We start from the raw sequence: 26,313 nt of genomic DNA, 5'->3' as shown, positions 1-26,313 counted from the left end.
GTCGCCTTCTAGTGCTTGAGCAGGTTGGCGTCATCCAGCGACGCCGACCTGCGGGTTCGGAAGATCTGCATGATGATCGCGAGGCCCACGACCACCTCGGCGGCGGCGACGACCATCACGAAGAAGGCGATGACCTGCCCCTCGATGTCCCCGTGCATCCGGGCGAACGCGACGAACGCCAGGTTGCAGGCGTTGAGCATCAGCTCCACGCACATGAAGACGATGATCGCGTTGCGCCGGACCAGGACGCCGACGGCGCCGATGGTGAACAGCAGCGCCGCGAGGACGATGTAGTTCATCGGGTCCACGAGGACTCGACCTCCTGCCCGTTGCCGTTGCCGTTGCGCGGCCCGTCCGCGTCGTCGGAGCCGTCGGGGCCCGCGGCCGCGCCGCCGCCCTCGTCGGCGTCGTCCTCGGCCGCGACCCGCGTTCCGTTCCCCACCCGGTTCCCGGGCCTCTCCGCGGCGGGCCGGGCCCGGTCGTCGGCGACCGGCTCGGCCGTCTTGGAGTCGGCCGAGTCCGAGGCCCCGCCGGGCAGCGGGGCCTGGCCGGCGCGCACGGTCTCGGGCACCTGAGACTGGTACTCGGGGGCGCGGGCGGCCAGGACGGGGTTGAGCGAGAGCTGGGAGACCGTGCCGTCCGGCAGCAGCGCGGGCATGTCGATCGCGTTGTGCCGGGCGTAGGTGCCCGGTCCCGGCAGCGGGGTCGGGTGGTCGCCGCGGATGCGGTCCTCGGCGATCTCCCGCTGGGTGCGGCGCTTCTTGGTGCGGGCGGTGTGCGCCAGGACCATCGCGCCCAGGACCGCGGTGATGAGCAGCGCGCCGGTGGCCTCGAAGGCGATCACGTAGCGCAGGAGCAGCTCGCCCGCGATCCACGGGATGGTGCCCCCGGCCGCCGCGGCGCCCTCGGTGAGGCCGACCGGGTCGCCCACGGCGATGCGGGTGATGCCCGTGGCCAGGGCGCCGACGAAGCACAGGGCGACGACGGCCGTCATGAGGCGCTGTCCGCTGATCGTCTCCACCAGGGAGTCGGCCGAGCTGACGCCGATGAGCATCAGCACGAACAGGAACAGCATGAGGACGGCGCCGGTGTAGACGACGATCTGCACGACCATGAGGAAGGGCGCCGCGTTGATGCCGTAGAAGATCGCCAGGCCGACCATGGTCAGCGCCATGGACATCGCCGAGTGCACGGCCTTGCGGGAGAAGACCACGCCCAGGGCGCCGAGGAGGACCACGGCGCCCAGGATCCAGAACGCGGTCGCCTCGCCGCCGCCGATCGGCGCGGCCAGGTACAGCGGCTGGCCGAGCGGCACGGCAGGATTGGTGAGCGGGTTCAACGGACCGCCTCCGGAGTCTCGGGCGCCTCGTGCCCGTCCTGCGAGCCGTGCTGGCCGCGCCCGGTGGCGTAGTAGTCCTGCTCGGTCTCGCCCAGGCGCATGGGGTGGGGCGGCTGCTCCATGCCCTCGCGCAGCGGGGCCAGCAACTGCTCCTTGGTCCAGATCAGGCTCTGCCTGCTGTCGTCGGCCAGCTCGTACTCGTTGGTCATCGTCAGGGCGCGCGTGGGGCAGGCCTCCACGCACAGCCCGCACAGGATGCACCGCAGGTAGTTGATCTGGTAGACCCGGCCGTAGCGCTCGCCGGGCGAGTACCTGTCGTCGTCGGTGTTGTCACCGGCCTCCACGTAGATGGCGTCGGCCGGACAGGCCCAGGCGCACAGTTCGCACCCGATGCACTTCTCCAGGCCGTCGGCCCACCTGTTCAGCTGGTGCCGTCCGTGGAAGCGCGGCGCCGTGGGGCGCTTGACCTCCGGGTACTCGACGGTCGGCACCTTCTTGAACATCGTGTGGAAGGTGACACCGAAACCCTTGACGGGGTTGAGCCACTCAAGCACCGGTAACCTCCTCACCCTTCTTGTTGCGGTCGGCGGCGGCCGGGGCCGTCCGCGGCGGTTCGGCGAGCACGCTGCTGCCGTAGTGCGGTGCGGCGCTCGGCGGAACCGGGAAGCCGCCGAAGGCGGGCTCCCGGTGCGCCCGTCGGGCGTTCTCCGCGCGCTGGCGGGCCTCCTCGGCGCGCTCGCGGCGCACGTGGCGCAGCCAGGCGGCGAAGGCGGCCACGGTCGCGGCGGTGAAGCCGGCGATCACCGCGCCGACGACCAGCGGGGATGCGCCGTCCAGGACGAGCATCCGCACGACGGCGACGGCGGTGATCCAGACCAGCTGGATCGGGATGAGCACCTTCCAGCCCAGCTTCATGAGCTGGTCGTAGCGCACCCGGGGCAGGCTGCCGCGCGCCCAGATGAACAGGAACATCACGCAGACGAACTTGAGCAGCCACCACAGGGCGGGCCACCAGCCCTCGTTGGCGCCCGGCAGGATCGCCGCGATCCCGGGCGGGGCGAGCCAGCCGCCGAGGAAGAGCGTGACGGACACGGCGGCGACCGTGCACATGTTCACGTACTCCGCGAGGAAGAACATCGTGAACTTCATGGACCCGTACTCGGTCATGAAGCCGCCGACGATCTCGCCCTCGCCCTCGGCGAGGTCGAAGGGCAGCCGGTTGGTCTCGCCGACCATCGTCACCAGGTAGATGAGGAAGGACGGCAGGAGCAGCACGGCGAACCACAGTCCGCGCTGGGACTCGACGATCCCCGAGGTGGTCAGGGTCCCGGACATGATGAAGACCGCGACGAAGGACAGGCCCATCGCGATCTCGTAGCTGATCACCTGCGCGGAGGCGCGCAGGCCGCCGAGCAGGGCGTAGGGCGACTGGGAGGCCCAGCCGCCGAGCACGAACCCGTAGACCCCCAGCGCGGCGGTGGCCAGGACCACCAGGGCCGCGACGGGCAGGTCGGTGAGCTGGAGCGGGGTGATGACCCCGAACAGGTTCACCTCGGGCCCGATCGGGATGACCGAGAAGGCGATGAAGGCGGGCACGGCCGCGATCATCGGCGCGGCGATGTAGACGAACCGGTCCACCCCGCGCGGGATCAGGTCCTCCTTCAGGGAGAGCTTGATGCCGTCGAAGAGCGACTGGAGCAGGCCGAAGGGGCCCATCCGGTTGGGTCCGTGGCGCTGCTGCATCCGGCCCATGACCTTGCGGTCGGCCATGATCATCATCAGCACGCAGAGCATGAGGAAGACGAAGATCGCCAGCGCCTTGATGGTGGTGATCCACCAGGGGTCGCCGCCGAAGGCGCTCAGCGTCTCCTCGGAGGCCAGGTGGGCGGTCACGCCCTGGCCGAGAGCGGCGGGGGTCACTGCTGCCTCCCGTGGGTGCTGGCGGACCCGTTGCTACCGGCTCCGGTGGTGGTGGACGCGGACAGCAGGACGGTCTGCCCGGCGCCTCCGCCCAGGTCGCGGGGCACGTCGCAACCGTCGGCGTTGGCCGGGAGCCAGACGACGCGGTCGGCGATGTCGGTGACGATGACCGGCACGGTCACCGATCCGCGGGCGCCGGTGACGTGCAGGGTTCCGCCGTCGGGGACGCCGATCTCCTGGGCCGTGGCCGGGGACAGGTAGGCGCGCGCCTGCCGGGCGGTCCCGGCGAGGTAGGGCTCGCCGTCCTCCATGCGGCCGGTGCCGAGGAGCTGCCGCCAGGTGGACAGCAGGGCCTGTCCGGGTTCGGGCCGCACGGCCTCGACGGGCCGCACGCGGGGTCCGTCCGCGCGCTCGCCGGTCCACAGGCCCAGCTCCATCAGCTCGCCGTAGGCGGACGCGGCGTCGGGCAGGCCCAGGTGCACGTCCATCTGGTCGGCGATCGCGGAGAGCACCCGCAGGTCCGACAGCGCGCCGGGCACCCTGAGCGCGTCCCCGAAGGGCCGGTGGCGGCCCTCCCAGTTGACGAAGGTGCCGGACTTCTCCGCGACGGCGGCCACCGGCAGCACCACGTCGGCGCGGTCGGTGACGTCGCTGGCGCGCAGTTCGAGGCTGACGACGAACGGCACCCGGGCCAGGGCCGCGCGGGCGGCGTCGGGGTCGGGCAGGTCGTCCAGCTCCACCCCGGCGACGACCAGGGCGTCCAGCTCACCGGCGGCGGCCGCCGCGAGGATGGCGGCGGTGTCGCGGCCGGGGGTCTCGGGCAGGGAGCCCACGTTCCAGACCTGGGCGACCTCGGCGCGGGCGGAGGGGTCGGCGACCGGTCGGCCTCCGGGCAGCAGGCCCGGCAGCGCCCCGGCGTCCACGGCCCCGCGCTCCCCGGCGCGGCGCGGCACCCACACCAGGCGGGCGCCGGTCCGCTCGGCCAGGGCCGCGGCGGCGGTCAGGGCGCCGGGCACGGCGGCCAGGCGCTCGCCCGCCATGATGACCGCGCCCTCCTGGTTCAGGGCGGCGACGACCTCGGGGTCGTCGGCGTCCAGGGCGTTGAGGACGCGGGCCTCGTCGCCGGGGACGGCCCGGACCAGGGTCCCGTGGGTCTTGGTCAGGCCCAGGCTGGCGTGGGAGCCGACCGAGTAGACCTTGAGGCCGCGCTTGCGCACGCCCTTGCGCAGCCGCAGGAAGACCAGGGGCGACTCGTCCTCGGGCTCGAACCCGGCCAGCAGGACCGCGGGCGCCTTCTCCAGGGCGGTGAAGTCCACCCCGACCGGGGTCCCGGCCACGTGGGCGGCCAGGAAGTCGGCCTCCTCGGGCGAGTGCGCGCGGGCGCGGGCGTCCACGTCGTTGGTGCGCAGGGCCACGCGGGCGAACTTGGCGTAGGCGTAGGCGTCCTCGTAGGTGAGGCGGCCCCCGGTCAGCACGCCGACCCGGCCGCGCGCGGCGGCCAGGCCCTGGGCGGCGACGCCGATGGCCTCGGACCAGGAGGCGAACTCCAGGGCCCGGGACTCCCCGTCGCGCACCAGCGGGCGCGACAGGCGGTCGGACTGGGTGGTGTAGCTGAACGCCCACCGGCCCTTGTCGCAGTTCCACTCCTCGTTGACCTGCGGGTCGTCCCCGGCCAGGCGGCGCATGACCTTGCCGCGCCGGTGGTCGGTGCGCTGGGCGCACCCGTCGGCGCAGTGCTCGCACACGCTGGGCGTGGACACCAGGTCGAAGGGGCGCGACCGGAACCGGTAGGCGGAGCCGGTGAGCGCGCCGACCGGGCAGATCTGCACGGTGTTGCCGGAGAAGTAGGACTGGAAGGGCTCGCCCTCGGCGATGCCGACCTGCTCGTCGGCGCCGCGCTCCATCAGCTCGATGAGCGGGTCGCCCGCGATCTGCGCGGCGAAGCGGGTGCAGCGGGCGCACTGCACGCAGCGCTCCCTGTCCAGCAGCACCTCGGTGGACAGCGCGATCGGCTTGGGGAAGGTCCGCTTGACGTCGACGAAGCGGGTCTCGCCCTGCCCGGTGGACATGGCCTGGTTCTGGAGGGGGCACTCGCCGCCCTTGTCGCAGACCGGGCAGTCCAGCGGGTGGTTGATGAGCAGGAACTCCATGATCCCGCGCTGGGCCTTCTCCGCCACCGGGGAGGTCAGGTGGGTGTTGACCACCATCCCCTCCATGACGGTGATGGTGCAGGAGGCCTGCGGTTTGGGCATGCCGCGCCCGTTGCCCATGTCGGGGATCTCGACCAGGCACTGGCGGCAGGCCCCGACCGGGTCCAGCAGCGGGTGGTCGCAGAACCTCGGGATCTGGATGCCGAGGAGTTCGGCGGCCCGGATCAGCAGGGTCCCCTTGGGCACCTGGACCTGGAACCCGTCGATGGTGACGGTGACGAGGTCCTCGGGCGGCGGTGCGGGCGCGGCTCCGCCGGAGGAGTTGGAGGTGACGGTCACTGCTGTCCTCCCGTCGTGGTCGGCCGGTCGCCCCAGAGGGTGGCCCGGGAGTGGTCGAAGGGGCAGCCGCCCTGTTCCACGTGGTCGATGTACTCCTGGCGGAAGTGCTTGATCGAGGAGGTCACCGGGCTGGTCGCGCCGTCGCCGAGGGCGCAGAAGGAGCGGCCGAGCAGGTTGTCGCAGATGTCCAGGAGCTTGTCGAGGTCGGCCTCGGTGCCCTGCCCGTTCTCCAGCCGGTCCAGGACCTGGACCATCCAGAAGTTGCCCTCGCGGCAGGGCGTGCACTTGCCGCAGGACTCGTGCGCGTAGAAGGCGATCCAGCGGCCGACGGCCTTCACCACGCAGGTCGTCTCGTCGAAGATCTGGAGGGCGCGGGTGCCGAGCATGGACCCGGCGGCGCCCACCGACTCGAAGTCGAGCGGGGTGTCCAGGTGCTCCTCGGTGAAGATCGGCGTGGAGGAGCCGCCGGGCGTCCAGAACTTGAGCCGGTGCCCGGGCCGCATCCCGCCCGACATGTCGAGCAGCTCGCGCAGGGTCACGCCCAGCGGGGCCTCGTACTGGCCGGGGTTGGCCACGTGCCCGGACAGGGAGAAGAAGCCGAACCCGGCGGACTTCTCGGTGCCCATGGACGTGAACCAGTCGGCGCCGTTGGCCACGATGCTCGGCACGCTGGCGATGGACTCGACGTTGTTGACCACGGTCGGCGAGGCGTAGAGCCCGGCGACCGCGGGGAAGGGCGGCTTGAGCCGGGGCTGGCCCCGGTAGCCCTCCAGGGAGTCCAGCAGCGCGGTCTCCTCGCCGCAGATGTAGGCGCCCGCCCCGGCGTGGACGACGACGTCGAGGTCGAAGCCGGTGCCCAGGACGTCCCTGCCGAGCAGTCCGGCCTCGTAGGCCTCGGCGACGGCCCGGCGCAGGCGCCGGATGACGTGCAGGACCTCGCCGCGCACGTAGATGAAGGCCTGGCTGGACCTGATCGCGTACGCGGCGATCGCCACCCCCTCCACCAGCACGTGCGGGTTGGCGAGCATGAGCGGGATGTCCTTGCAGGTACCCGGCTCGGACTCGTCGGCGTTGACGACGAGGTAGCGCGGGTTGGGGTTGTCCGCGGGCAGGAAGCCCCACTTCATCCCGGTGGGGAACCCGGCGCCGCCGCGGCCGCGCAGGCCGGACTTCTTGACCAGGTCCACGATGGCGTCGGGCTCCATGGCCAGCGCCTTGCGCAGCGCGCCGTAGCCGCCGGTGGCCCGGTAGCCCTCCAGGGTGAAGGAGTCGGGGCGGTCCCAGTCGCGCGACAGGATCGGGGTCAGGGTGGTCACTTGGCGTCCTCCTCACCCTGTTCGCGGGACGGAAGGTTGTCGGGGTCCGGAGCGGTCCAGCCGCGCTCCCTGGCCAGCCTCAGCCCGGCCAGGGAGGGGGCGGCGGCCTGGACGCCCTCGCCCGCGCGGCCGTCCTCGAACCCGGCCAGCACCCGGGAGGCCTGCTTCCAGGTGCACAGGCTGGCGGGGCCGCGCGTGGGCGCGACGTCCCGGCCCAGGCGCAGGTCGTCCACGAGCCGCTTGGCCGTGTCGGGCGTCTGGTTGTCGAAGAACTCCCAGTTGACCATCACGACCGGCGCGAAGTCGCAGGCCGCGTTGCACTCGACGTGCTCCAGCGTGACCTTGCCGTCCCCGGTGGTCTCGTTGTTGCCGACCCCCAGGTGGTCCTTGAGGGTCTGGAAGATCTCGTCGCCGCCCATCACCGCGCACAGGGTGTTGGTGCACACGCCCACCTGGTAGTCGCCGCCGGGGCGGCGGCGGTACATGGTGTAGAACGTGGCGACCGCGTTGACCTCGGCGAGGGTGATGCCGAGCTGGTCGGCGCAGAAGCGCATCCCGGCCTTGCTGACGTGCCCCTCCTCGGCCTGCACCAGGTGCAGCAGCGGCAGCAGCGCCGAGCGCGGCCGCGGGTAGCGGCCGATGATCTCCTTGGCCTCGGGCTCCAGCCGGGCGGTGACCTCGGCGGCGAAGGCCTCGCGGGGCTCGGCCGTCGCCGCGGTCTCGGTGGTCTCGTGCTCGCTCACCGGTCCACGCCTCCCATCACGGGGTCGATACTGGCCACGGCCGCGATGACGTCCGCCACCGTTCCCCCCTCGCACATGGCCGCGACGGCCTGGAGGTGGGTGAACGAGGGGTCGCGGAAGTGCACGCGGTGGGGGCGGGTGCTCCCGTCGCTGACCGCGTAGCATCCGAGTTCGCCCTTGGCGCTCTCGACGGCCGCGTAGGCCTGGCCCGCGGGGACCCGGAAGCCCTCGGTGACCAGCTTGAAGTGGTGGATGAGCGCCTCCATGGAGCCGCTCATGATGTGCGCGATGTGGTCGGGCGAGTTGCCCAGGCCGTCGGGCCCCAGCGCCAGCTTGGCGGGCCAGCCGATCTTGGCGTCCTGGATCATCACCGGGCCGGGCTGGAGCTTGTCCAGGCACTGCTCGATGATCTTCAGGCTCTCCTCCATCTCGGCCATGCGCACCCGGTAGCGGGCGTAGACGTCGCCGCCGTCGGAGACGGGGATGTCGAACTCGTAGTCCTCGTAGCCGCAGTAGGGCTTGGCCTTGCGCAGGTCCCAGGCCAGGCCGGAGGCCCGCAGCAGCGGGCCGGTGACGCCGAGCGCCATGCAGCCGGGCAGGTTGAGGTGGGCCACGTCCTGGGTGCGGGCGAGGTAGACGGGGTTCTCGTCCAGGAGCTTGCGCATGATGGCGATGCGCTTGGGCATCTCCTTGAGCAGCTCGCGGACCTTGCCGGCCGCGCCGGGCGGCAGGTCCTGGGCGACGCCGCCGGGGCGGATGTAGGCGTGGTTCATCCTCAGGCCGGTGACCAGCTCGAAGATGTCCAGGATCATCTCGCGCTCACGGAAGCCGTTGGTCATGACCGTGGTCGCGCCCAGCTCCATGCCGAAGGTCGCCATCGCCACGAAGTGCGAGGCCATCCGGTTGAGCTCCATCATCATCACGCGGATGACGCTGGCCCGCTCGGGGACGCGGTCCTGGATGCCGAGCAGCTTCTCGACCGCCAGGCAGTACGCCGCCTCGTTGAACAGCGGCGTCAGGTAGTCCATGCGGGTCACGAACGTGGTGCCCTGCGTCCACGTCCGGTACTCCATGTTCTTCTCGATACCGGTGTGCAGGTAGCCGATACCGACGCGCGCCTCGGTGCAGGTCTCGCCGTCGAGGGTGAGGATGAGCCGGAGGACGCCGTGCGTGGAGGGGTGCTGGGGTCCCATGTTGACGACGAGGCGTTCGGCGCTGGTGGCCTGCGCCTTCTCGATGACGTCGTCCCAGTCCCCGCCGGAGGCGTCGATGTAGTCCTCGGTGACGGTCATGCCGGGCCTCCCTCTGTGACGGAGTGCGTGGGGTTGGCGGGGCTCACTTGTAGGACCTCCGCTCGTCCGGCGGGGGCACGGTGGCTCCCCGGTACTCGACCGGGATGCCGCCCAGCGGGTAGTCCTTGCGCTGGGGGTGGCCGTGCCAGTCGTCGGGCATCTGGATGCGGGTCAGCGCCGGGTGGCCGTCGAAGACGATCCCGAAGAAGTCCCAGGCCTCGCGCTCGTGCCAGTCGTTGGTCGGGTAGACCGACACGATCGAGGGCACGTGCGGGTCGGCGTCGGGACAGGTGGTGGCGACGCGGACCTCGCTGTTGTGGGTGATCGACCGGAAGTGGTAGACCGCGTGCAACTCCCGGCCGGTGTCGTCGGGGAAGTGCACGCCCGCCACGCCCGTGCACAGCTCGTAGCGCAGGGCGGGTTCGTCGCGCAGCAGGCGGGCCAGCCTCGGCAGGGCCTCGCGGCGGACGTGGAAGGTCAGTTCGCCGCGGGCCGCCTCGACCCGCTCGACCGCTCCGGCGTCATCTCCCAGGGCGGCCTCCAGGTCGTCGGCCACCCGGTCGAAGTCGGCGGTGCGCGGGTCCTCGGGGTCGGTGAAGGGGCGCTGGCTGCGCGCGGGAGCGCTCCCCCGCACCTGCAGGCGGCCGAAGCCGGAGGTGTCGCCGGTGGTCGTGGCGCCGAACATCCCGGTGCGCCGGACCGGAGCGGCCAACCGCTCGCGGCCCAGCTTGTCGGGGAGGTTGGCCGCTTCCTCGTCGCGTTCGCGTTCGTTCTCGGTGCTCATGTCAGTCCTTGCTCACCAGCGGCAGCGAACGGCGGAGCATCCGCTCCTCGTTCTCGGTGATCTCCTGCTCCCGGTGGGCGCCGAGCTTGGTGTTCTGCACCTTGTCGTGCAGCTTGAGCACGGCGTCCAGGAGCATCTCCGGCCGCGGCGGGCAGCCGGGCAGGTACATGTCCACGGGGACGACGTGGTCCACGCCCTGGACGATCGCGTAGTTGTTGAACATGCCGCCGCTGGAGGCGCACACGCCCATCGCGATGACCCACTTGGGCTCGGGCATCTGGTCGTAGATCTGGCGCAGGACGGGGGCCATCTTCTGGCTCACCCGACCGGCGACGATCATCAGGTCGGCCTGGCGCGGGGTGGCGCCGAACTTCTCCATGCCGAACCGCGCCAGGTCGTAGTGCGGGCCGCCGACGGACATCATCTCGATGGCGCAGCAGGCCAGGCCGAACGTGGCGGGCCACATGGAGCTCTTGCGGGCCAGGCCCACGACCTGCTCGACGGTCGTGAGCATGATGCCGCTGGGCAGTTTCTCCTCTAGTCCCATCAGACGTCCTCCTCCGGGCTGGGCTGCTGGGTGTGCTCTGCGGTCGGCGCGGTCAGTCCCATTCGAGGCCTCCCCGGCGCCACTCGTAGGCGTAGGCGATGGAGACGTTCACCAGGAAGAGGACGATCGCGACCAGTCCGAACCAGCCCAGGGCGTCGAAGTGCACGGCCCAGGGGATGAGGAAGATGATCTCGATGTCGAAGACGATGAACATCATGGCCGTCATGTAGTACTTGACGGTGAATCGGCCGCCGCCCGCGGGCTGCGGCGTGGGCTCGATGCCGCACTCGTAGGCCTGCATCTTGGCGCGGTTGTAGCGCTTGGGCCCCAGGACCGCACCGGCGACCATCGACACCACGACGAACGCGGCGCCGATCCCGCCGAGCACGAAGATCGGTGTGTACAGCTCCACGCTCACCCTCCTCCTGGCTGCTGGGCACGCCCGCGCGGCGTGCCGGGAGCGCTTGTGATTGCTTTCACTTGTGCGGGCTCATCTCCGGTCGTCCCGTGTGTCCTGTTGTGGAGCCGGGCTCGACCGCCCGGTGGGTTGTGTGTCGCGGCCGGGGCGGCGCCCCGTGCCCCGTCGGCCCCGGCGCCCGGCCGGCGGCGCCGGCGCGGCTCCGGTCCTCCCGGGGCGGCGCCCCGTCCGGGCGGGTCCGGGCGCGGACGCCCGGACCCGCCCGTCAGGCCGCGGGGGCGATGCGGGACAGGCCGTTGATGACCCTGTCCATGGCGTCTCCCTGCGTGGGCTCGGTGAGGTTGGCCAGCATCTTCAGCACGAACTTCATGAGGGTGCGCTGGCGCAGGCCGTACCTGGTCGCGTACTTCATGAACTCGGGCTGGCCGATGACCTTCACGAAGTAGCGGCCGAGCGTGTAGTAGCCGCCGTAGGTGTCGGCGAGCACGTCCGGGTAGCGCAGCAGGGCCCGCTCGCGGGTCTGCTGGGTGGGTCTTCCGTGCGCCTGCACGATCACGTCGGCGGCGATGTTCCCGGCCTCCATGGCGTAGGCGATGCCCTCGCCGTTGAAGGGGTTGACCATGCCGCCCGCGTCGCCGACGAGCATGAGGCCGCGGGAGTAGTGCGGCACCCGGTTGAAGCCCATGGGCAGCGCGGCGCCGCGGATGGCGCCCTTCTGGTTGTCCTCGGTGAAGCCCCACTCCTCGGGCATGGACTCGGTCCAGCGGCGCAGGAGCTTGCGGTAGTCCATGTCCTGGAAGGAGGAGGTGGAGTTGAGGATGCCCAGGCCGACGTTGCTGGTGCCGTCGCCGACGCCGAAGACCCAGCCGTAGCCGGGCAGGAGGACGTCCTTGTCGCCGCTGCGGTCCCACAGCTCCAGCCAGGACTCCAGGTAGTCGTCCTCGTGGCGGGGGCTCTCGAAGTAGGTGCGCACGGCCACGCCCATGGGGCGGTCGTCGCGCTTGCGGATGCCCATGGCCACGGACAGCCGGGAGGAGTTGCCGTCGGCGGCCACGACCAGCGGCGCCCGGAAGGTGACGGGCTCGCGGTCGGCGTTCTTGGCCCGGACACCGACGATGCGGTTGCTGCGCTCGTCCATGAGGGGGCCGGTGACGGTGGTGCGCTCCAGGAGCTTGGCCCCGGCGGCCACCGCGCGGTTGACCACGATCTGGTCGAAGTCGTAACGCGTGCGCACGAGGCCGAAACCCGGGTAGGCGGCCAGGTCGGGCCAGGGCAGCTCCAGGCGGACGCCCGCGCCGATGATGCGCAGGCCGTGGTTCTTCATCCACCCCGGGTCGTCGAAGGTGACCCCCATGGCGGTGAGCTGCTTCACCGCGCGGGGGGTGAGTCCGTCTCCGCAGACCTTCTCCCTCGGGAAGGAGGTCTTCTCCAGGAGCAGGACGTCCAGTCCTGCCTGGGCAAGGTAGTAGGCGGTGGTGGAGCCGGAGGGACCTGCGCCGACCACGATCACGTCGGCGTCGTACTCGGTCCGCTCCCGGCCTCGGGGAGAGGAGGTGGCTGTCTCGCTCACGGGTGGGTCCTCGACTGCTCGCGCGGATGCACCGTGGCGGGTCTGCCTGCGGGATGGACCCGCTCACGGGGGGAGTTGTATGGATGCTGTGGGGAGTCCGTTATGTCCGACATAGAGGCATGTGTCCTATACCTCCTAGACTTGTGAAGCACTTCACAAGGCCTTTTCGGCAGTCTAGACCCTCCCGGAGTCGGAGGCGAGTCCCAGGGGGGTATTCAGACGGCCTGCTATCAAAGGGGATATAGGCCTCAGAAGCCTTCACAGGCCCCGAACGCCGTCACGCTCCGCGAGAGCCCCAGTTCAGAATGGTGACCACCGCCTCAGGCGCCACAGGGGCAACACGAAAATCCCGAGGAGCGGGGTGCTCCTCGGGATTACGAGATTTTTATGCCCGGTGTGCTTGGGCCGTCCGGGGCCCGCGGGGCGGGCTCGCGGTGGGGCCGACCGCGTCCGCGGCGTCGGCCCGCGGCGGTGTCGGATCGCAGCGGGGCCGGTGGCCCGGCCGGGCGGCGGATCGGCGGGGGTCCGGCGACGGCATCGGGGACGCCCGCCGCGGCGCCCCCGTTCCGGTGGTCCTACTTGTCGCGGAAGCCGCGGTGCAGCGCGACGATCCCCGTCGACAGGTTGCGCCAGGCCACCCGCGACCAGCCCGCGTCCTGGAGGCGGCGGGCCAGCTCGGGCTGCTTGGGCCAGGCCATGATCGACTCGGACAGGTAGTCGTAGGAGTCGCCGCTGCCGGACACCGCGCCCGCGATCTTGGGCAGGGCGCCCATGAGGTAGGTGGAGTAGAGCCGGTCCACGAACTCCACCGGGATGTGGCTGAACTCGCAGATGACCATCCGTCCGCCGACCTTGGTGACGCGCCGCAGCTCGCGCAGCGCCTGGTCCACGTCGTTGACGTTGCGCAGGCCGAAGGAGATCGTGACCGCGTCGAAGGTCTCGTCGGCGAAGGGCAGGTGCAGGGCGTCGCCCGCCACGAAGGTCACGCCGCCCCGGGAGGCCCCCCCGCGCCGCCGCACTCCCGCGCGGAGCATGCCGAGGGAGAAGTCGCAGGCCACCACGCGGGCGCCCTTCCTGACGAAGGACTCCGAGGAGGTGCCCGTGCCCGCCGCCAGGTCCAGGACGAGTTCGCCGCTGTAGGCGTCGACCGCGTTGACCGCGGCCTTGCGCCAGATGCGGTCCTGGCCCAGCGAGATGACGTCGTTGACGAGGTCGTACCTGTCGGCGATGCCGTCGAACATCGCCGCGACGTCCTGGGGCTTCTTGTCGAGTTTGGCGCGGGTCATGGGCACAAGACTAAGGGGGCGGCCCGAGCGCCCCGACCCCGCGGGCCCGTACGAAGCGGAATCGCCGCCGTGAAGCGGACAACCCCTGGGCAGACCGACTGTCCGCGCGCGAGAATAAGGTGTGCGCGAGGTTTCCCGAACCACCGAGGGCCTGAGGACGTCACAAGGAACGGACACGGCCCGGCCGAGAGGGGGAGTACATGAAGTTCGACCTGGTGGAGCCGAGCGACGAGCAGGCCGTCCTCGACGAGGACACCGGTGGGGACGCCGGTGGGGACGCCGCACGCGGCGTCCACCCCAGACTCGTCATGGCGTCCGCGCGGATGCGCTCCCGACTCCGGGACGACCTCGCCACCCTGCACGCCTCCCTGGGCATGCTCAACGAGCAGATCCAGACCGTCCAGCGCCGGGAGGGGTCCGCGCCCGCGGACGCCGCACCGCCCGCCAACTTCCGCGCGGGTGCCTTCTCGCGCCCCGGCGACTCCTGAAAGCCCCCGACAGCTCCGAGAGCCCCTGAGAGGAGAATGTCCGCATGACCGGGTGGAACATCCAGCCCGCCGAGGTGGGCGCCGTGCTGACCAGCGTCGCCGGATACATCGGTGAGGAGGGCGGCGGCGACGGCCTCGTCGGCGCCATGACCTCCGCCGAGGGCCTGATCACGGCCGTCAGCGAGGAGGCGGACAGCGCGCCCGTCAGCGTCGCGCTGGGCGAGTTCGCCGAGCACAACTTCGGTCTCATGGGCGACATGGCCGGGCTGACGGTGAGCGCCGTGACCGGGGCCAGCGAGGCCACCACGCACTACTTCAACGGCAACCTGGACATGGCCGCCGAGGCGCAGGAGAACGCGGGCGTGATCCCAGAGCCCGAGCCGCCCCAGCAGTACGGCCCCTACAGGCCCGTGTAGCGGGCTCCGCTCCGGCCGCGGCGGTGCCGCGCCCGATTCCCTCCCCCGATCCCCCGATCCCCTCCCCCCGGTCCCCCGGCCCCGAGGACCCCCGACGCGTTCTTCCCTCAGCTCCCAGACGGAGGCATCCCCGTGACCGAGATGTGCACGCCCACGGGCGGCCTGATCAACCCCGCGGCCTTCCCCATTCCCACCGCCAGTCCCGCCACGCTGGAGCGACAGGCGGGGGACCTGCGCCGCGAGGGGGCCAACGTCGCCGGGATCGGCGGCGACATCAAGAGCGCCTGGGCGGGACTGTCCTCCTGCTACTCCGCGCCCGAGGCCGAGACCCTGTACGCGGTGGTGGACCCGGTCGCAACCGACGGCGCCAAGGTGGAGACCTCCTTCGACAAGGCCGCGAGCGCGCTGGAGACCTTCGCCGAGGCCGTCCGGGACATCAAGGGCAAGTGGACCACCCTCAAGAGCGACTCCTACACCTTCCTCAACTCCATCGAGGGCGACGACGACTGGCGCAAGGCCGACGGGATATCCGGGTTCTTCGGCGGGGAGAGCGACAAGGTCGAGGAACACCAGGCGCTGCTCGACCGCGCGGACGCGCTGCGGCGGGAGTACGAGGAGGCCGAGCGGGCCTGCGCCAACGCGATCAACGCCGACATCCCCGACCGCACCAACTTCGTCGCGGGCGACGGCGACGGGGAGTCCGCGCCGGGCGAGTTCGAGCACGGCTACGACGGGTACCTCGGCGACGTGGCCATGGCCTGGGGCGGTCCCATGGAGACCGACCACGGCTGGTGGGTGGACGCGGGTGCGGCGGTGGGCGACTTCTTCGTGGGGATCGCGGAGGACGTCGGCGGCATCACCGGCATGTACAGCTCCGAGGGCTGGTTCGAGATGTCCTGGGGCGACGCCATGTGGGAGTACCACGAGGGCAACCTCCAGTCGCTGGCCTCGCTGGCGGGCATGTACGACTCCGAGAACGACAGCTGGGGCTGGTCGGGCTGGGACACCGTCGGCAACGCCTGGAAGGACGCCGCGCACGCGGTGGTGCCCTGGGAGGAGTGGGGCGAGCGGCCCGGCTACGTCATCGGGACCGCCCTACTCAACATCGGCGCGACCGTGGGCGGCGCCGTCCTGACCGCGACCGGCGTGGGCGCGGTCGTGGGCGTGCCGCTGATGGCCTGGCGCGGTTCGGCCATGCTCAACCGGATGGGCGGGGACGGGCCGAGCGTCCCGGACGTGGACGTGCCGGACATGAGCCGGATCAACCTGAGCCTGCCCCGGTTCGGCAACCTCTCCCTGGCGGATCTCAGGATCGACCTGGGCCAGTTCCGGGAGGGCGCCTTCAGCACCTCCCGGCTGTCGGAGATGCAGAACCTGCTGAGCAGGTTCACCGGCGGGGGCTTCTTCGGCGGCGGGGACGGCCCGGGCGGCAACGGCTCCGGCGGCGACGGGAACGGGAACGGCTCCGAGGGCTCCAACAGCCAGCGCGTCGCCAACCACCACGGCGACGAGGAGGGCGGCCCGGCCGACGCCCGGCCCGCCGTGAACCCGACCACGCGTGAGCTCGACGACAGCCGGGAGCTCCTGGAGCTGCTGACCTCCCGCCCGGACTCCGCCGAGCTGGGCGACCTCGGGCGCAGGGTCCTCGGCGAGGAGGGCGGCGACAGCGGTTCCTCCCGGCCGAACCGTTCCGGGCAGCCCGACCTGGAGGAGCTGGGCCTGGACCCGTCCCTGGAGGCGGTGTTCAACGACATGAACGCGCACGCCTCGGACTACCCGGCGTGGGAGGCCAACCAGTCCCCGGACGGCCCGGAGTCGGGAAGGGTTCCCGCCCTCGTCGGCGGCGGGAACAACGACACGTTCGAGGGCAGCCAGGACGTCCCCAACCCGCCGTCGTACGACCGGGTGGACCTCACCGGCACCGGCGGCGACGGTCCCCAGCGCTTCCCGGACGACCACCGCGACGCGGACACCGGCGACGACGGCCCGCAGATGCGGGACCGCACGCCCACGGTCACCAACAGCACCGGCGACGACCCGGTCAACGGGGACCGTTCCTCGGGCGGCACCACGGGCGGTGCCGACGACCACAGGACCACGCGGAACTCCGAGACCTCCACGAGTGATCACGGAAGGACGACCAGGGTCAACGTCACCGGTGACCTCCCCGTACGCACCGGCCACGGCGATGGCGCCGACCTGCCGTCCCAGGAGCAGGATGCTCCGGTTCCTCGTTCCAACGACGAAGCCCCCGGCTCCGACGGCACGGACGGGAGCGGAGGGGACCGGGACGCCTGGAACAACGGCAGTCTGGACGACCGCTACCGGCCGCCGGTCGTGCCCGAGGGGAATCACACCACGATCGAACCCGGCACCCGGGGAAACAGGAACCAGCCCGGTTACCCCGGCCCCAACTCGCTCTTCGGTTCGAGGGGAGGCCTCAAGGCGAACTGGCTGTACGAGCTCCCTGGACGCGGGAAGTTCTACACCGACGACACGGGCAGGATCGCCTACGTCGACACGCATGCCGGTGAGAAGGGCGACCGCAACCCCGAGTTGAGGAAGCCCCGGCCCAATGTCACCTATGCGGTCGACGTGTTGGAGAACGAGGGCAAGAAGTACTTCTATGAGACCGACCGCAGCAGCAGGACCACCCATGCCCACGGTGACCTCCAGAGGGTCAGATCCGACGAGGAGAACGGTGGCCTGAGCCTGGAGGAGAAGAACGAGCTCTACCGCGCGGACGACCAGGGGGCGGAGGGGCGCAGGGGGAACCGGGTCTACACGGGTTCCGGTACCTATCACAAGACGGACTGGGACGGTGGCCACTTCATCGGCACCGGTTTCGGCGGCAGCGGTCACAGACTCAACCTGTACGCGCAACTCCGTGAGCTCAACCAGCAGGTAACGGGAGGAACGCCGGAAACCAACTTCTTCGCGCTCGAAAAGGAGTGGCGAAAGGTCCTCGACTCCGGCGGAACGGTCGAAGCTGACTTCGAAGCGGTCTACGAGGGCAAGGGGGAGATCCCTAAGACGATCAAGGTGAAGTACTCGATCAACGGCGAAACCCAGGATCCCATCGTTTACCACAATCAGCCGGATGTGAAGCGGGGTTCGGCGGCCGCGAGATCCTACGCCGAGCGTATAGCCGCGACAACGCTCGGTGCTGCGCTGCTGGCGGGTGTCGGTGAGCAGGGGACCGAGGACGATCAGTCGGACCTGTACGCTGGCGCTGACGCCTCCGGCACGGAACCGACCCTCCAGTCCCATGAAACGAGCTAGCCTCCATGACGATTTCTCCCGATGAGCAGAACGCGATCCTCCAGAAAATCGGCATTCTCATCCTTGACGAGGTGGGAGACGACTGGGAGGAGATCGCGGTGAAATACTCCGCACTCTCCACCACCTCGACCACCAGGACGAGGATCAGGAGCGCGGACGGAGAGACCAGGAAGGGTGATATCCCAATTGAGGCGTCTTCCCTTTTCAATGAACTCCGCACGGGCATGCACGAGGACGGAAAGGGCACCTGGTACACAGCCGAGTACACGATCACGAAACCGGGGAGGTTCTCCGTTGACTTCGACTACGACAGCGAGCCGGAATTCGCCTTCGAAGTCGACCCGCGGACCTACTACGAGGATGTCGAGTACTTCCCCCGTTCGTTCGAGAACCTTCCTGAGTGGCTCAGGGAAAAACTCCCCGAGGCCCTCGAAGTGATCAAGCGGGAGGAGAACGGCTGACGCGGGCGAGCCTCTCCGGAAACGAAGGACAACCGCGTGGTGAGTCGTTTCAGGCGGGGACCTCTGGCTCCGGAGGCCCAGCAGGAGATCTTGACGGAGATCGGTCGGGAGATCCTGGGTGCCGTCCCGCACATGTGGACCGGGATCGTCTACTCGGTGTACGCGATCGTGAGCTATCGCGAGGAGGAGTTGCTCGTACGCCACGGGGATGGCGGACCGAAGAGGACGAGCATCCCGGCCGGGGTCGCTCCCCGGATCTCCGGGCTGCGGGCGGGCATGTACCAGGAGGGCAAGGGGGCCTGGTTCTCCATGCGGTACACCATCACGCGTCCGGGAAATTTCACGACGAAGTTCGACTACGACAACGAGCCGGAATTCCTCTTCCGTCCCAGCGAAGAAAACTACGTCCAGGAACTGCGCCACTTCCCCCGTGCTGAGGAGAACGTACCGGAATGGCTCGCGGCGAAGGTTGGTGGCGCTGGTGGGAACTCCGCGTAGGCGGTGCCCAGCGGCGGTGTCAGTCTCCTCGGCTACTGGCCTCGCCACTGGCGCGCGGCGTGGCGGGAGCGTGGTGACGCGCCCGCTGTCCGACTCCACCGTTACCCTCGCGCACAGACATCCGACCACCGCGAAAGCGAGACCCGATGCTCGGTCCCTATACCAAGAAGGGCGGGCTCAGCCCGGAGGAGCAGCAAGGGATCCTCGTCCAGATCGGTAGCCGTATCCTCAGCGAGGCACCGGAAGGATGGAAGAGCCTGACCTACCGGGTCCAGACCGTCATCGAGCACGCAAGCAGCGAACTCATCGTCGGGTTCGGGGACGGTACCAGTCGCCGAAAATTCCCTCCCGCTGACATCAGTCTCATACGAGACAAACTCAGGGCGGGGATGTACCAGGAGGGCAAGGGCACCTGGTTCTCCTTCGAGTACGTCATCACCCCGCCCGGCAGGTTCAACGTCACCTACAACTACGACGAGGACCCCGGTATCACCTTCCCCACCGCCTTCGGCTTCACCAACGACCTCAAGTACTTCCCGCGCGACGAGGACTACATCCCTGACTGGCTCCGCGAGAAACTCCGGGAAGAGGCCGAGGGCCGCGCAATGGAGTGACCGGCTCGGGGACCGGTAGTCAGCGCGCGGTCCCGCGTCCGCGTACCGACGGCGGGCGCGGCCGGGGGACCCCGACGGTGCGGCTGCCGTCGGCGGGCAGCGGGCACGGGTGGCGCATCGGACGGATCGAGGACCACGCGCACCCCGCGACCGGGCAGCTCCAGTAACCGCCGGCGGCCCCCGACACCTCGTGCTCCACTTCCCGCAACCGCTCCACCAGCCCGGCCGGGGACGGCGCGGCCTGCCACGGCACGGCCTCCGGCCCCAGGTAGAAGGCCGTGTAGACCCGCATCGACGGACTCCACATGACCGTCCACAGCCGCCCGCACCGCCGGTCGAGCACCCGCGCGGTCTCGTACCGGTCCAGGTCGTCGGCGTGGTTCCAGCCCACCTCCGCCGCCCTCACTTCAGCGGGCGCGTGCGCGGCCGGTCCAGCTCGAACCACACCGTGGTGCGGCCCCCGTCGTGGAGGGTCCCCCAACGGCTGGACTCCGCGGCCACCATGCGCAGGCCCCACCCGCCCACGCCGCCGCTGGCCTCCCCCGCACCGCCACTTGTCCCACCCGCAACGCGCGACCCGTCCGCCCCGCCCGCCCGGACCGGCACTACCGGGCGCAGGTGCGGCGAGGAGGCGTGCGCGTCGCGCGGGCCCTGGTCGATGACCTTGATCTGGACCCGGCCGGGGAACCGGTTCACGATCACGGTGACCTCGCCGCCTGCCTCCCCGCTGCGCGTGTGGGCGAGGGCGTTGTTGAACAGCTCGCTGGTCAGGGCCAGGGCCGTGTCCGTGAGCGCGTCCGGCAGCACCGCGCCCAGACGCCTGCGCAGCACCCGCGCCTGGTCGGGCACCCCCGGCAGTTTCAGCGCGTGGTTCGGGTGATGCTGCGATATCCGGCCCAGCACGATCGGCGCCCGTGCTTCGGAGTCGGTGACCCGCCGCGGCAACGGGTCGGAATGACGATTAGTACCGTTTTTACCAGGAATGATACGGATCACCACACCCACCTGAATTCCCTTTCCGCGCCGCCGCGACCACCGCGGCGCGCGGCACCACCATGAACAACGGCTGCTCGGGCGCGCCAGAGATATCACCGAACGGTCACACTTCGTCGTTCTCCGCCTTATCGGGTCGCGCCTGGGTCTTGCATGGGTGATGACGGTGATAGCCCGGACATGGGAGTCGTAATGGGCCGCAAGTTGGACCCCAAGCGCGTGCGCCTGGGAAAGAAGCTCAGGAGCGTTCGTGACTCGGTGGGGATGCAGCAAACCCAGGTCGCCCGGGCGTTGAAGGTGACGCAGTCCACCATGTCGTCCTGGGAGTGCGGCAAGCGCAAGCTGCCCGTCGAACAGGCCGAGAGGCTGGACGAGCTGTTCGGCTCCTCCGGTGCGATAAAGCAGGCCTGGAACACCGCGAACACGCCCGACGCACTACCGCCCTGGTACACCGAGGTCGGCCAGTTGGAGCGCGAGGCGATCGAGCTGCGCGAGTACCAGCCGGTGATCTTCCCGGGGCTCGTGCAGTGCGAGTCGTACACCAAGGGCCTGCTCGCCGACACCGTCCCCTGGTTCTCCACGACGGAGGTCGAGAGGATGGTCGCCCTGCGCATGGAGCGTCAGGAGATCCTGACCGGCGATAACCCGCCGCTGGTGTCGGTCGTGGTGGAGGAGGCCGTGCTCCATCGCAACATCAGGGGCGGCCGGAAGGTCCTGGGCGAGCAGATCGCGCGGGTCCTGACCCTGATCGACGAGGAGAGGATTCGCTTCCAGGTGGTCCCCGCTAACGCCGAGTGCCACCCGGGCGGCTCCGGGCCCTTCCGGCTCTACACCTTCCCAGACAAGCCCACGATCGCCTCAGCGGAGCACATGGAGGGCGAAGCACTCATGGATGACATGATGCCGGTGCAGCACTGCGCGACGCTCTTCGGCGTTCTTCAGTCGGAGGCGCTGTCGCCCCGTGCGAGCCTGGATCTGATCAGGAAGGTCAAGGAAGAACTCGATGGCAAAGCGTGAACCCCACTGGCACAAGAGCAGCTACAGCGGCGGATCGGGAAGCTGCGTCGAGGTAGCCGAGGGGCAGACGGTCCTCGTCCGCGACACCCAGAACCGCGAACACGGCCACCTCGACTACACCCCCGAAGCGTGGGCATCATTCCTGCGCGGGGTGACCACCCACCGCGCGTGAACCCACACCGCAGGGGAGACACGGTGAATACCTGGCACACGAGCAGCTACAGCGGTGGCGAAGGCCGTTGCGTCGAGGTAGCCGAGGGGCAGACGGTCCTCGTCCGCGACACCCAGAACCGCGAACACGGTCACCTCGACTACACCCCCGAGGCCTGGACCGCGTTCCTGAGCTGCACCTCCCTCGCAAAATCCTAAAAAAGGGACATAACAACGGCCGACCAGCATTCTGGTCGGCCGTTTTCTCATTCCCCCACACATTACTCCCCAGTATTTTGGCATTCCACTCCCACCACCCCTTATCCTCTCTCTCGAACACACAACTCAAATGACCCCGCGACGGATGTAACCGTCCGGGGCCGTGGCCAGCAACATCCATACCTTTAGCAACAAGGACTGCTAGCATGCGCCAGTTTAGCGCTGCCCTTCTCAGCCGTGCCCTCGGCCCGCTGATCGCCTTCCTCTCCGCGCCCTGCGGACGCCACTCCACGGTGGCCGGTCGCCGCCGACGCCGCTCCGCCCGCGTCCGCCGCTACCTCCCCGAGGCCCCGCACGTCTCCGCTTCCGAGCCCGCCATGCCGAGGCTCGCTCCCGCCCGCGAGGTCATCCCGGCCGAGGACGTGGCCCTGGTCCGCCCCTACTTCGCCGCGCACGAGCGCCTGACCGCCTCCGCCGCGCCCCGCGTTCCCGCGCCCCGCAGCGCCGAACCCGCTCCGGAGACGGACGAGGTCCGGCGCGCGTTCGCCCTCGTCCAGGAACGCGCCGCCGCGCTTGTCCAGCAGTGGCGGGACGACCCCGGCGGCGACCTGCTCGGCGAACCCGCACCCCGCTTCGGCGTCGTGCGCCCCGCCGGGCCCGCCGATCCCACCACACCCGCCAAGCCCGCCCGCTACGCCGAGTGGGGCGAACTGGCCTCCCTCATCCGGGTCTGGGACGAGCAGCGACAGGGGGTTCCGGCATGACCGCCTCCGGCCTCGACTCCGCCGTCCGCCGCGCCCACGTCCACTGGGAGCACCGCGTCTACCCCGGTTCGCTGTCCCGGCTCTCCGAGGTCCGCGCCGACCTGGCCCGCGACCTGGTCGGGTTCGATCCCGACCTGGTGGACACGCTCACGCTGGTCACCAGCGAACTGTTCGCCAACTGCTGCAAGTACACCGATTCGGGCCGCTCCGGCGGCGAGGTCCTGCGCGCGCTGTCGATGCCCGCCCCGGCCACCCTGCGCGTGGGCCTGTCCGACTGCGGCGGCGGGGGCGGCGTTCCGGCCGTCCCGCACCAGCGCACGGCCGACGAGTGGGACTGGGCCGAGGGCCAGCGCGGCCTGCTCCTGGTCGAGAACCTGTCCGCCGCCTGGGGCCACTACCGCCTCGCGCCCTGGGCCGACCTGGGCACCCACGTGTGGGCCGTCTTCCCCGTGGACCCGGACGCGGTGCCGCCCGGCCTGCGCCCCTTCGTGTTCACCCGCTGATCCCGTCCGGGGGCGGGCCGCCGCGCGCGCTCCGCCCCCGGGCACAGTGCGCTTCCGCGGCCGGAAGTTCCACACCGACGGGTGGACCACCGACGTCCACCACCACACGCCGCACGGCTGGCCCCGCGTGCACTCCCACACGACCCCTGCACGGACTGACGCCCCGCCGCCCGGCCGCCCCGGCTCGCCGGGTTGCACCACCGGCACCGAAAGCCGGAGCCTCCCGATCACATCGGAAACCGAGAAACAGTAGCTTCCGGAAACTCAGGAACCGGGATCTCGACATCGGTCACCCTGAGCACGTCACCATCGCGCTCGGGCTCGTGGAGACGTGCGTACGCTACCTCGCCGCGAGGCGTGGCTACCTTCCACAGGCTGGGGATGTTCTCCACAGGCGGGAAAAGAACAGCGATCGCGAGCGCACGGGCCAGTTCCAGGGACAGCCGCTCCTCGCTCGGCGGTGACGGCACGCCATCCGCCACGAAGACACTCAAGCCATATGAGACGTCCCCGTTCCGCGACGAGTAGTCAGTGAACACCTTCGCATCCCAGTCGCGCGCCCCGTGGTCGTCCTCATGCCCCACGTCAATGTCCGCCAAGGAAACACCGAGCGCTCCGGCGAGGGCCTCCTTCAACCGGTCCGCGTCAACGTTCCCGACCAGCAACGGGTTATATAGCACAGACGCAGGAGACAGCCTTACTCCCCATCATCAGAAGGGCTCTGCTGCTGACGGACCTGGTACTGACGAAAATAACCCCAGACACCCCAACTAACTTCACGCGCAACTAATTATTAGTCTCCGGATATTCTTGCCCATCCCCCGCGCGTTCAATCTCAAGCTGAAGCCAGCCTGGAATGAAATCACTCGCCCTCGGAAAAGATTCGAGGTCTTGAACGAAAGCTTCCGCAAGGGGTGAAAAATCGAAGTCCACCTCATCATAGATGTACTCTGCCCTGCAATCCCCCGGCGGAGAGATTGTGCAACGCATCCCATACCAAGTCCCCCTGCCCTCTCGATACATACCAGAACGCAGTTTTCTAACCGATTGCATCGTGGCCAGAGGAGCCCGCTCTTTCTCCACCCCCCGACCGCCGTACACCACTTCCAAATCTTCTTCCAAGTATTCCTCAATTAGGTTGACAGTGTACTTTACTTCGCGCCAACCATCCCCCAGAATCGTAAGAATCTCTCCTCCAATCTGCTGAAGGATCTGCTCCTGCTCAAGAGGCCCCAAGGCAGTTCTTCTAGACTCCGCCACTTATCCCCTTCCGAGTAAATTTTTTTCCGTCACGTTCGGCAAGAAAAAGCATCTTTCTCTCATTTCCTCCTCTCCACCAGCTTGGCTTCCTTTAGATTTTGCATCAACCATTCAGGGGTCTCGTTGACAAGGCGAGGAAAATAACGAACGTCTTCGTAGAATGTTCGAGGGTCGACAGGACAGCATCCCCTCTTTGGCACTCAGGGTTCACGTCGGGGTGTGTTGGTGAGGGCTTCTGCCTCGTTGGCCTTCTCCTGAAGCCAGGGTGGCATGTTCTCCGCGCTCCGAGGGAACTCCTGAAGGTCCTCGTAGTAGTCAACCGCGTCGGGCCTGGGCTGACTGAACTCCTTCTCATGGTCGAAGTTGTATCCGACACGGAAAGACGACGGGGGCGCAAGGGTATACTTGGCCGAGAACCATGTCCCCTTCTCGGGAATGTACATCGCCGATCTAAGAGAACGAAACTGCACAGACAGTTCGGCTGGGATATAAAAATCATGCTTCACGCCATCGGGCATGACGGCATGGGACCAAATCTGACCCATGTTGTTGACCATGGCCACAGTGCACTCGATTTCCTGCCAGCCATGCGGTGCCGCTTGAAGTAGTATATGACCAATCCTGTTTGTAGCATTGATCTCTGCTTCTTTATTCACTCGGCTCTCCCAAGAATTCCATGAGGAGGTATGTTTCTGCAAGTCCTTCTTCTTGTTTCTCCATTTTGGTCTTTGTGTTCGTCCTTGATCTCAATAGGGGTGTCGGAAAGAGTCGTTCGGGGCAGCACAGGAGCCCTCATCAGCCGTGACGTCCAGGGGTCGGGAGGAGTCCGCCTCGGAGGTTTCCGTGGTGTCGGAGAAGTCCCCGTTGATGTCGCTGAACGTCTGCGACAGGCTGAACCCCGGCCGCGGCGCCGCGTGTGCGACCATCCCGTTGTCGGAGCGAGATCGGCGGTTCGGGGGGCGGCGTGTCAGGAAGCGACCAGGTCCGGGAACTGCTGGACCTCGCGGCCGCGTGGCGCCGGGCGATCGTGGCGAACGACGCCGAGGCCATCGGCCGGTTCGTGTCCGAGGACTGGGTGCTCGTGGACCGCGACGGCGTGGGAACCCGGGAGGACTTCCTGTCGCTGGTGGCCTCCGGCGCGCTGACGCACAACGCGATGCGGCCGGTCGAGGGCACCGAGCGGGTGCGCGTCCACGGCGACCTGGCGGTGGTCACGGCACGGGTGACCAACACGGCGCGCTTCGGCGGCCGGGAGTTCCACGCCGACGAGTGGACCACCGACGTCTACCACCGCACCCCGCACGGCTGGCTCTGCGTGCACTCCCACACGACCCCTGCCCGGGACTGACACGGCCAGGATGGAAACGTCCCAGCCCGCCGCGCTCTTTCGCGCGCACTTGTCGACCGTCCCGAGCGGGCAGATCCCAGATTCACGATCCTATAAGCAGAACTTAGAAACCCCGCTTTGCGTAAGCGGAGCGAAGCGCCAAGATCTTCTCGATTTCAACCTCATACTGACTTCCACCCGCAGGGTCCAGCTCCCGCATCCGCGAGAAGAAACCCTCTCCCGCATCGATCAAATCCCGAGCAAAATCCCCCTCCTGCACCCGGGTTGAGTTATCAAACTTCCCGGACCGGGAACTAACGGATACGTGAAGCAGATCCGGAGCAACCCTCCTCATCTTCAATTTTATTGGCTGGTCGGGAAAATACGTGTGCGCCGACTTGCTCGAAGTAAGCTCTTCGAGAGAGTTGAGGATGTAGGCCCACAGCTGATCGATGTAGTCCCACATGGCTGTGGTGATCAACGGGGTTCCGTTTACATTTAGCTCCAGCGCCCCTTCCAGGTAATCAGTATCGCCAACTGGACCCTTCCATGACCGAACAGGAACAAAATTCCCGTCTGCTTTCCTCAGGAACGATTCAATACGGATAGACATGCAT

At 69.1% G+C, this 26,313-nt stretch carries 31 protein-coding genes; 12 read left to right on the top strand and 19 right to left on the bottom strand.

What is annotated here, in order from left to right; genetic code table 11:
• Window positions 1–8: 8 nt before the first annotated feature.
• From nuoK to PV789_RS03185, 13 genes are all read right to left on the bottom strand, one after another.
• Window positions 9–308: an NADH-quinone oxidoreductase subunit NuoK gene (gene nuoK, locus PV789_RS03245; protein WP_013156051.1), complete on the bottom strand. Its 300-nt coding sequence runs from the start codon at window positions 306–308 to the stop codon at window positions 9–11.
• The gene (locus tag PV789_RS03240) at window positions 296–1,339 is read right to left on the bottom strand and encodes an NADH-quinone oxidoreductase subunit J (RefSeq protein WP_274976094.1); all 1,044 of its coding nucleotides are present in this window, start codon (window positions 1,337–1,339) and stop codon (window positions 296–298) included. The genes nuoK and PV789_RS03240 overlap by 13 nt, the downstream gene beginning before the upstream one ends.
• Window positions 1,336–1,893: an NADH-quinone oxidoreductase subunit NuoI gene (gene nuoI, locus PV789_RS03235; RefSeq protein WP_013156049.1), complete on the bottom strand. Its 558-nt coding sequence runs from the start codon at window positions 1,891–1,893 to the stop codon at window positions 1,336–1,338. Before nuoI ends, PV789_RS03240 begins: the two co-directional genes overlap by 4 nt.
• Window positions 1,886–3,259, bottom strand: coding sequence for an NADH-quinone oxidoreductase subunit NuoH (gene nuoH, locus PV789_RS03230; RefSeq protein WP_372491815.1), 1,374 nt, complete (start codon window positions 3,257–3,259; stop codon window positions 1,886–1,888). The genes nuoI and nuoH overlap by 8 nt, the downstream gene beginning before the upstream one ends.
• A complete protein-coding gene (locus PV789_RS03225; RefSeq protein WP_274976093.1) occupies window positions 3,256–5,748 on the bottom strand; it encodes an NADH-quinone oxidoreductase subunit G in 2,493 nt (830 codons plus the stop codon). The genes nuoH and PV789_RS03225 overlap by 4 nt, the downstream gene beginning before the upstream one ends.
• Window positions 5,745–7,064: an NADH-quinone oxidoreductase subunit NuoF gene (gene nuoF, locus PV789_RS03220; protein ID WP_274976092.1), complete on the bottom strand. Its 1,320-nt coding sequence runs from the start codon at window positions 7,062–7,064 to the stop codon at window positions 5,745–5,747. Before nuoF ends, PV789_RS03225 begins: the two co-directional genes overlap by 4 nt.
• Window positions 7,061–7,807: an NADH-quinone oxidoreductase subunit NuoE gene (gene nuoE, locus PV789_RS03215; RefSeq protein WP_274976091.1), complete on the bottom strand. Its 747-nt coding sequence runs from the start codon at window positions 7,805–7,807 to the stop codon at window positions 7,061–7,063. Before nuoE ends, nuoF begins: the two co-directional genes overlap by 4 nt.
• Complete coding sequence (locus PV789_RS03210; protein ID WP_274976090.1) at window positions 7,804–9,099, bottom strand: NADH-quinone oxidoreductase subunit D; 1,296 nt, start codon at window positions 9,097–9,099, stop codon at window positions 7,804–7,806. The genes nuoE and PV789_RS03210 overlap by 4 nt, the downstream gene beginning before the upstream one ends.
• Window positions 9,100–9,142: 43 nt before the next feature.
• Window positions 9,143–9,883, bottom strand: coding sequence for an NADH-quinone oxidoreductase subunit C (locus PV789_RS03205; RefSeq protein ID WP_274976089.1), 741 nt, complete (start codon window positions 9,881–9,883; stop codon window positions 9,143–9,145).
• 1 nt (window position 9,884) lies between these two features.
• Window positions 9,885–10,430 carry a NuoB/complex I 20 kDa subunit family protein gene (locus PV789_RS03200; RefSeq protein ID WP_013156042.1) on the bottom strand — a complete coding sequence of 182 codons (546 nt, stop codon included), beginning with the start codon at window positions 10,428–10,430 and terminating at the stop codon, window positions 9,885–9,887.
• Window positions 10,431–10,482: 52 nt separating this feature from the next.
• Window positions 10,483–10,842 (bottom strand): NADH-quinone oxidoreductase subunit A, encoded by a 360-nt coding sequence (locus PV789_RS03195; RefSeq protein ID WP_026114451.1) that lies wholly within the window; start codon window positions 10,840–10,842, stop codon window positions 10,483–10,485.
• Window positions 10,843–11,113: 271 nt separating this feature from the next.
• A complete protein-coding gene (locus tag PV789_RS03190; protein WP_274976088.1) occupies window positions 11,114–12,418 on the bottom strand; it encodes a geranylgeranyl reductase family protein in 1,305 nt (434 codons plus the stop codon).
• 575 nt (window positions 12,419–12,993) lie between these two features.
• Window positions 12,994–13,704, bottom strand: a complete 711-nt coding sequence (locus tag PV789_RS03185) for a demethylmenaquinone methyltransferase (RefSeq protein WP_274976087.1) — start codon at window positions 13,702–13,704, stop codon at window positions 12,994–12,996.
• A gap of 200 nt (window positions 13,705–13,904) precedes the next feature.
• Between PV789_RS03185 and PV789_RS03180 the strand changes: the two genes are divergently transcribed.
• The 6 genes from PV789_RS03180 (at window position 13,905) to PV789_RS03155 (ending at window position 19,463) form a co-directional block, all read left to right on the top strand.
• Window positions 13,905–14,192, top strand: a complete 288-nt coding sequence (locus PV789_RS03180) for a hypothetical protein (RefSeq protein ID WP_274976086.1) — start codon at window positions 13,905–13,907, stop codon at window positions 14,190–14,192.
• 44 nt (window positions 14,193–14,236) lie between these two features.
• Window positions 14,237–14,608: a DUF6507 family protein gene (locus PV789_RS03175; RefSeq protein ID WP_274976085.1), complete on the top strand. Its 372-nt coding sequence runs from the start codon at window positions 14,237–14,239 to the stop codon at window positions 14,606–14,608.
• A 141-nt stretch (window positions 14,609–14,749) separates the two neighbouring features.
• Window positions 14,750–17,890: a DNA/RNA non-specific endonuclease gene (locus tag PV789_RS03170; protein ID WP_274978032.1), complete on the top strand. Its 3,141-nt coding sequence runs from the start codon at window positions 14,750–14,752 to the stop codon at window positions 17,888–17,890.
• Between the two features lie 5 nt (window positions 17,891–17,895).
• A complete protein-coding gene (locus PV789_RS03165) occupies window positions 17,896–18,351 on the top strand; it encodes an immunity protein YezG family protein (protein WP_274976084.1) in 456 nt (151 codons plus the stop codon).
• A 90-nt stretch (window positions 18,352–18,441) separates the two neighbouring features.
• Entirely contained in the window at window positions 18,442–18,849 is a 408-nt protein-coding gene (locus PV789_RS03160; protein WP_274976083.1) for a hypothetical protein, read from the top strand.
• Between the two features lie 146 nt (window positions 18,850–18,995).
• A complete protein-coding gene (locus tag PV789_RS03155; RefSeq protein WP_274976082.1) occupies window positions 18,996–19,463 on the top strand; it encodes a hypothetical protein in 468 nt (155 codons plus the stop codon).
• A 19-nt stretch (window positions 19,464–19,482) separates the two neighbouring features.
• On the opposite strand, the gene PV789_RS03150 is transcribed toward PV789_RS03155, so the two are convergent.
• The gene (locus PV789_RS03150) at window positions 19,483–19,854 is read right to left on the bottom strand and encodes a hypothetical protein (protein WP_274976081.1); all 372 of its coding nucleotides are present in this window, start codon (window positions 19,852–19,854) and stop codon (window positions 19,483–19,485) included.
• Window positions 19,855–19,865: 11 nt separating this feature from the next.
• Window positions 19,866–20,312, bottom strand: a complete 447-nt coding sequence (locus tag PV789_RS03145; RefSeq protein WP_274976080.1) for an ATP-binding protein — start codon at window positions 20,310–20,312, stop codon at window positions 19,866–19,868.
• 336 nt (window positions 20,313–20,648) lie between these two features.
• Here PV789_RS03145 and PV789_RS03140 point away from each other — a divergent pair, with 336 nt between their 5' ends.
• The 5 genes from PV789_RS03140 to PV789_RS03120 all read left to right on the top strand — a co-directional run bounded on the left by PV789_RS03140 (window position 20,649) and on the right by PV789_RS03120 (window position 23,109).
• Window positions 20,649–21,473 carry a helix-turn-helix domain-containing protein gene (locus tag PV789_RS03140; protein WP_274976079.1) on the top strand — a complete coding sequence of 275 codons (825 nt, stop codon included), beginning with the start codon at window positions 20,649–20,651 and terminating at the stop codon, window positions 21,471–21,473.
• Entirely contained in the window at window positions 21,460–21,645 is a 186-nt protein-coding gene (locus PV789_RS03135; RefSeq protein ID WP_274976078.1) for a DUF397 domain-containing protein, read from the top strand. The genes PV789_RS03140 and PV789_RS03135 overlap by 14 nt, the downstream gene beginning before the upstream one ends.
• Window positions 21,646–21,668: 23 nt before the next feature.
• Window positions 21,669–21,842, top strand: coding sequence for a DUF397 domain-containing protein (locus PV789_RS03130; RefSeq protein ID WP_274976077.1), 174 nt, complete (start codon window positions 21,669–21,671; stop codon window positions 21,840–21,842).
• 206 nt (window positions 21,843–22,048) lie between these two features.
• Complete coding sequence (locus PV789_RS03125; RefSeq protein WP_274976076.1) at window positions 22,049–22,606, top strand: hypothetical protein; 558 nt, start codon at window positions 22,049–22,051, stop codon at window positions 22,604–22,606.
• Window positions 22,603–23,109, top strand: a complete 507-nt coding sequence (locus PV789_RS03120) for an ATP-binding protein (RefSeq protein ID WP_274976075.1) — start codon at window positions 22,603–22,605, stop codon at window positions 23,107–23,109. The genes PV789_RS03125 and PV789_RS03120 overlap by 4 nt, the downstream gene beginning before the upstream one ends.
• A 227-nt stretch (window positions 23,110–23,336) precedes the next feature.
• Here the strand turns inward: PV789_RS03120 and PV789_RS03115 are convergent, their stop codons facing one another.
• The 3 genes from PV789_RS03115 to PV789_RS03105 all read right to left on the bottom strand — a co-directional run bounded on the left by PV789_RS03115 (window position 23,337) and on the right by PV789_RS03105 (window position 25,025).
• Window positions 23,337–23,774, bottom strand: coding sequence for a hypothetical protein (locus PV789_RS03115; RefSeq protein ID WP_274976074.1), 438 nt, complete (start codon window positions 23,772–23,774; stop codon window positions 23,337–23,339).
• A 121-nt stretch (window positions 23,775–23,895) separates the two neighbouring features.
• Window positions 23,896–24,369: a hypothetical protein gene (locus PV789_RS03110; protein ID WP_274976073.1), complete on the bottom strand. Its 474-nt coding sequence runs from the start codon at window positions 24,367–24,369 to the stop codon at window positions 23,896–23,898.
• Between the two features lie 200 nt (window positions 24,370–24,569).
• Entirely contained in the window at window positions 24,570–25,025 is a 456-nt protein-coding gene (locus PV789_RS03105) for a hypothetical protein (protein WP_274976072.1), read from the bottom strand.
• Between the two features lie 308 nt (window positions 25,026–25,333).
• Between PV789_RS03105 and PV789_RS03100 the strand changes: the two genes are divergently transcribed.
• On the top strand, window positions 25,334–25,717 hold the full coding sequence (locus PV789_RS03100; RefSeq protein ID WP_274976071.1) for a nuclear transport factor 2 family protein: 384 nt from the start codon (window positions 25,334–25,336) through the stop codon (window positions 25,715–25,717).
• Between the two features lie 103 nt (window positions 25,718–25,820).
• On the opposite strand, the gene PV789_RS03095 is transcribed toward PV789_RS03100, so the two are convergent.
• Window positions 25,821–26,309, bottom strand: coding sequence for a hypothetical protein (locus PV789_RS03095; protein WP_274976070.1), 489 nt, complete (start codon window positions 26,307–26,309; stop codon window positions 25,821–25,823).
• Between the last annotated feature and the right edge of the window lie 4 nt (window positions 26,310–26,313).

The sequence above is a fragment of the Nocardiopsis camelliae genome (genome assembly GCF_028993595.1).
Classification (GTDB): Bacteria; Actinomycetota; Actinomycetes; order Streptosporangiales; family Streptosporangiaceae; genus Nocardiopsis; species Nocardiopsis dassonvillei.
Note: the sequence above shows the minus strand (reverse complement) of the source record. Positions and strands in the feature narration are given on the sequence as shown.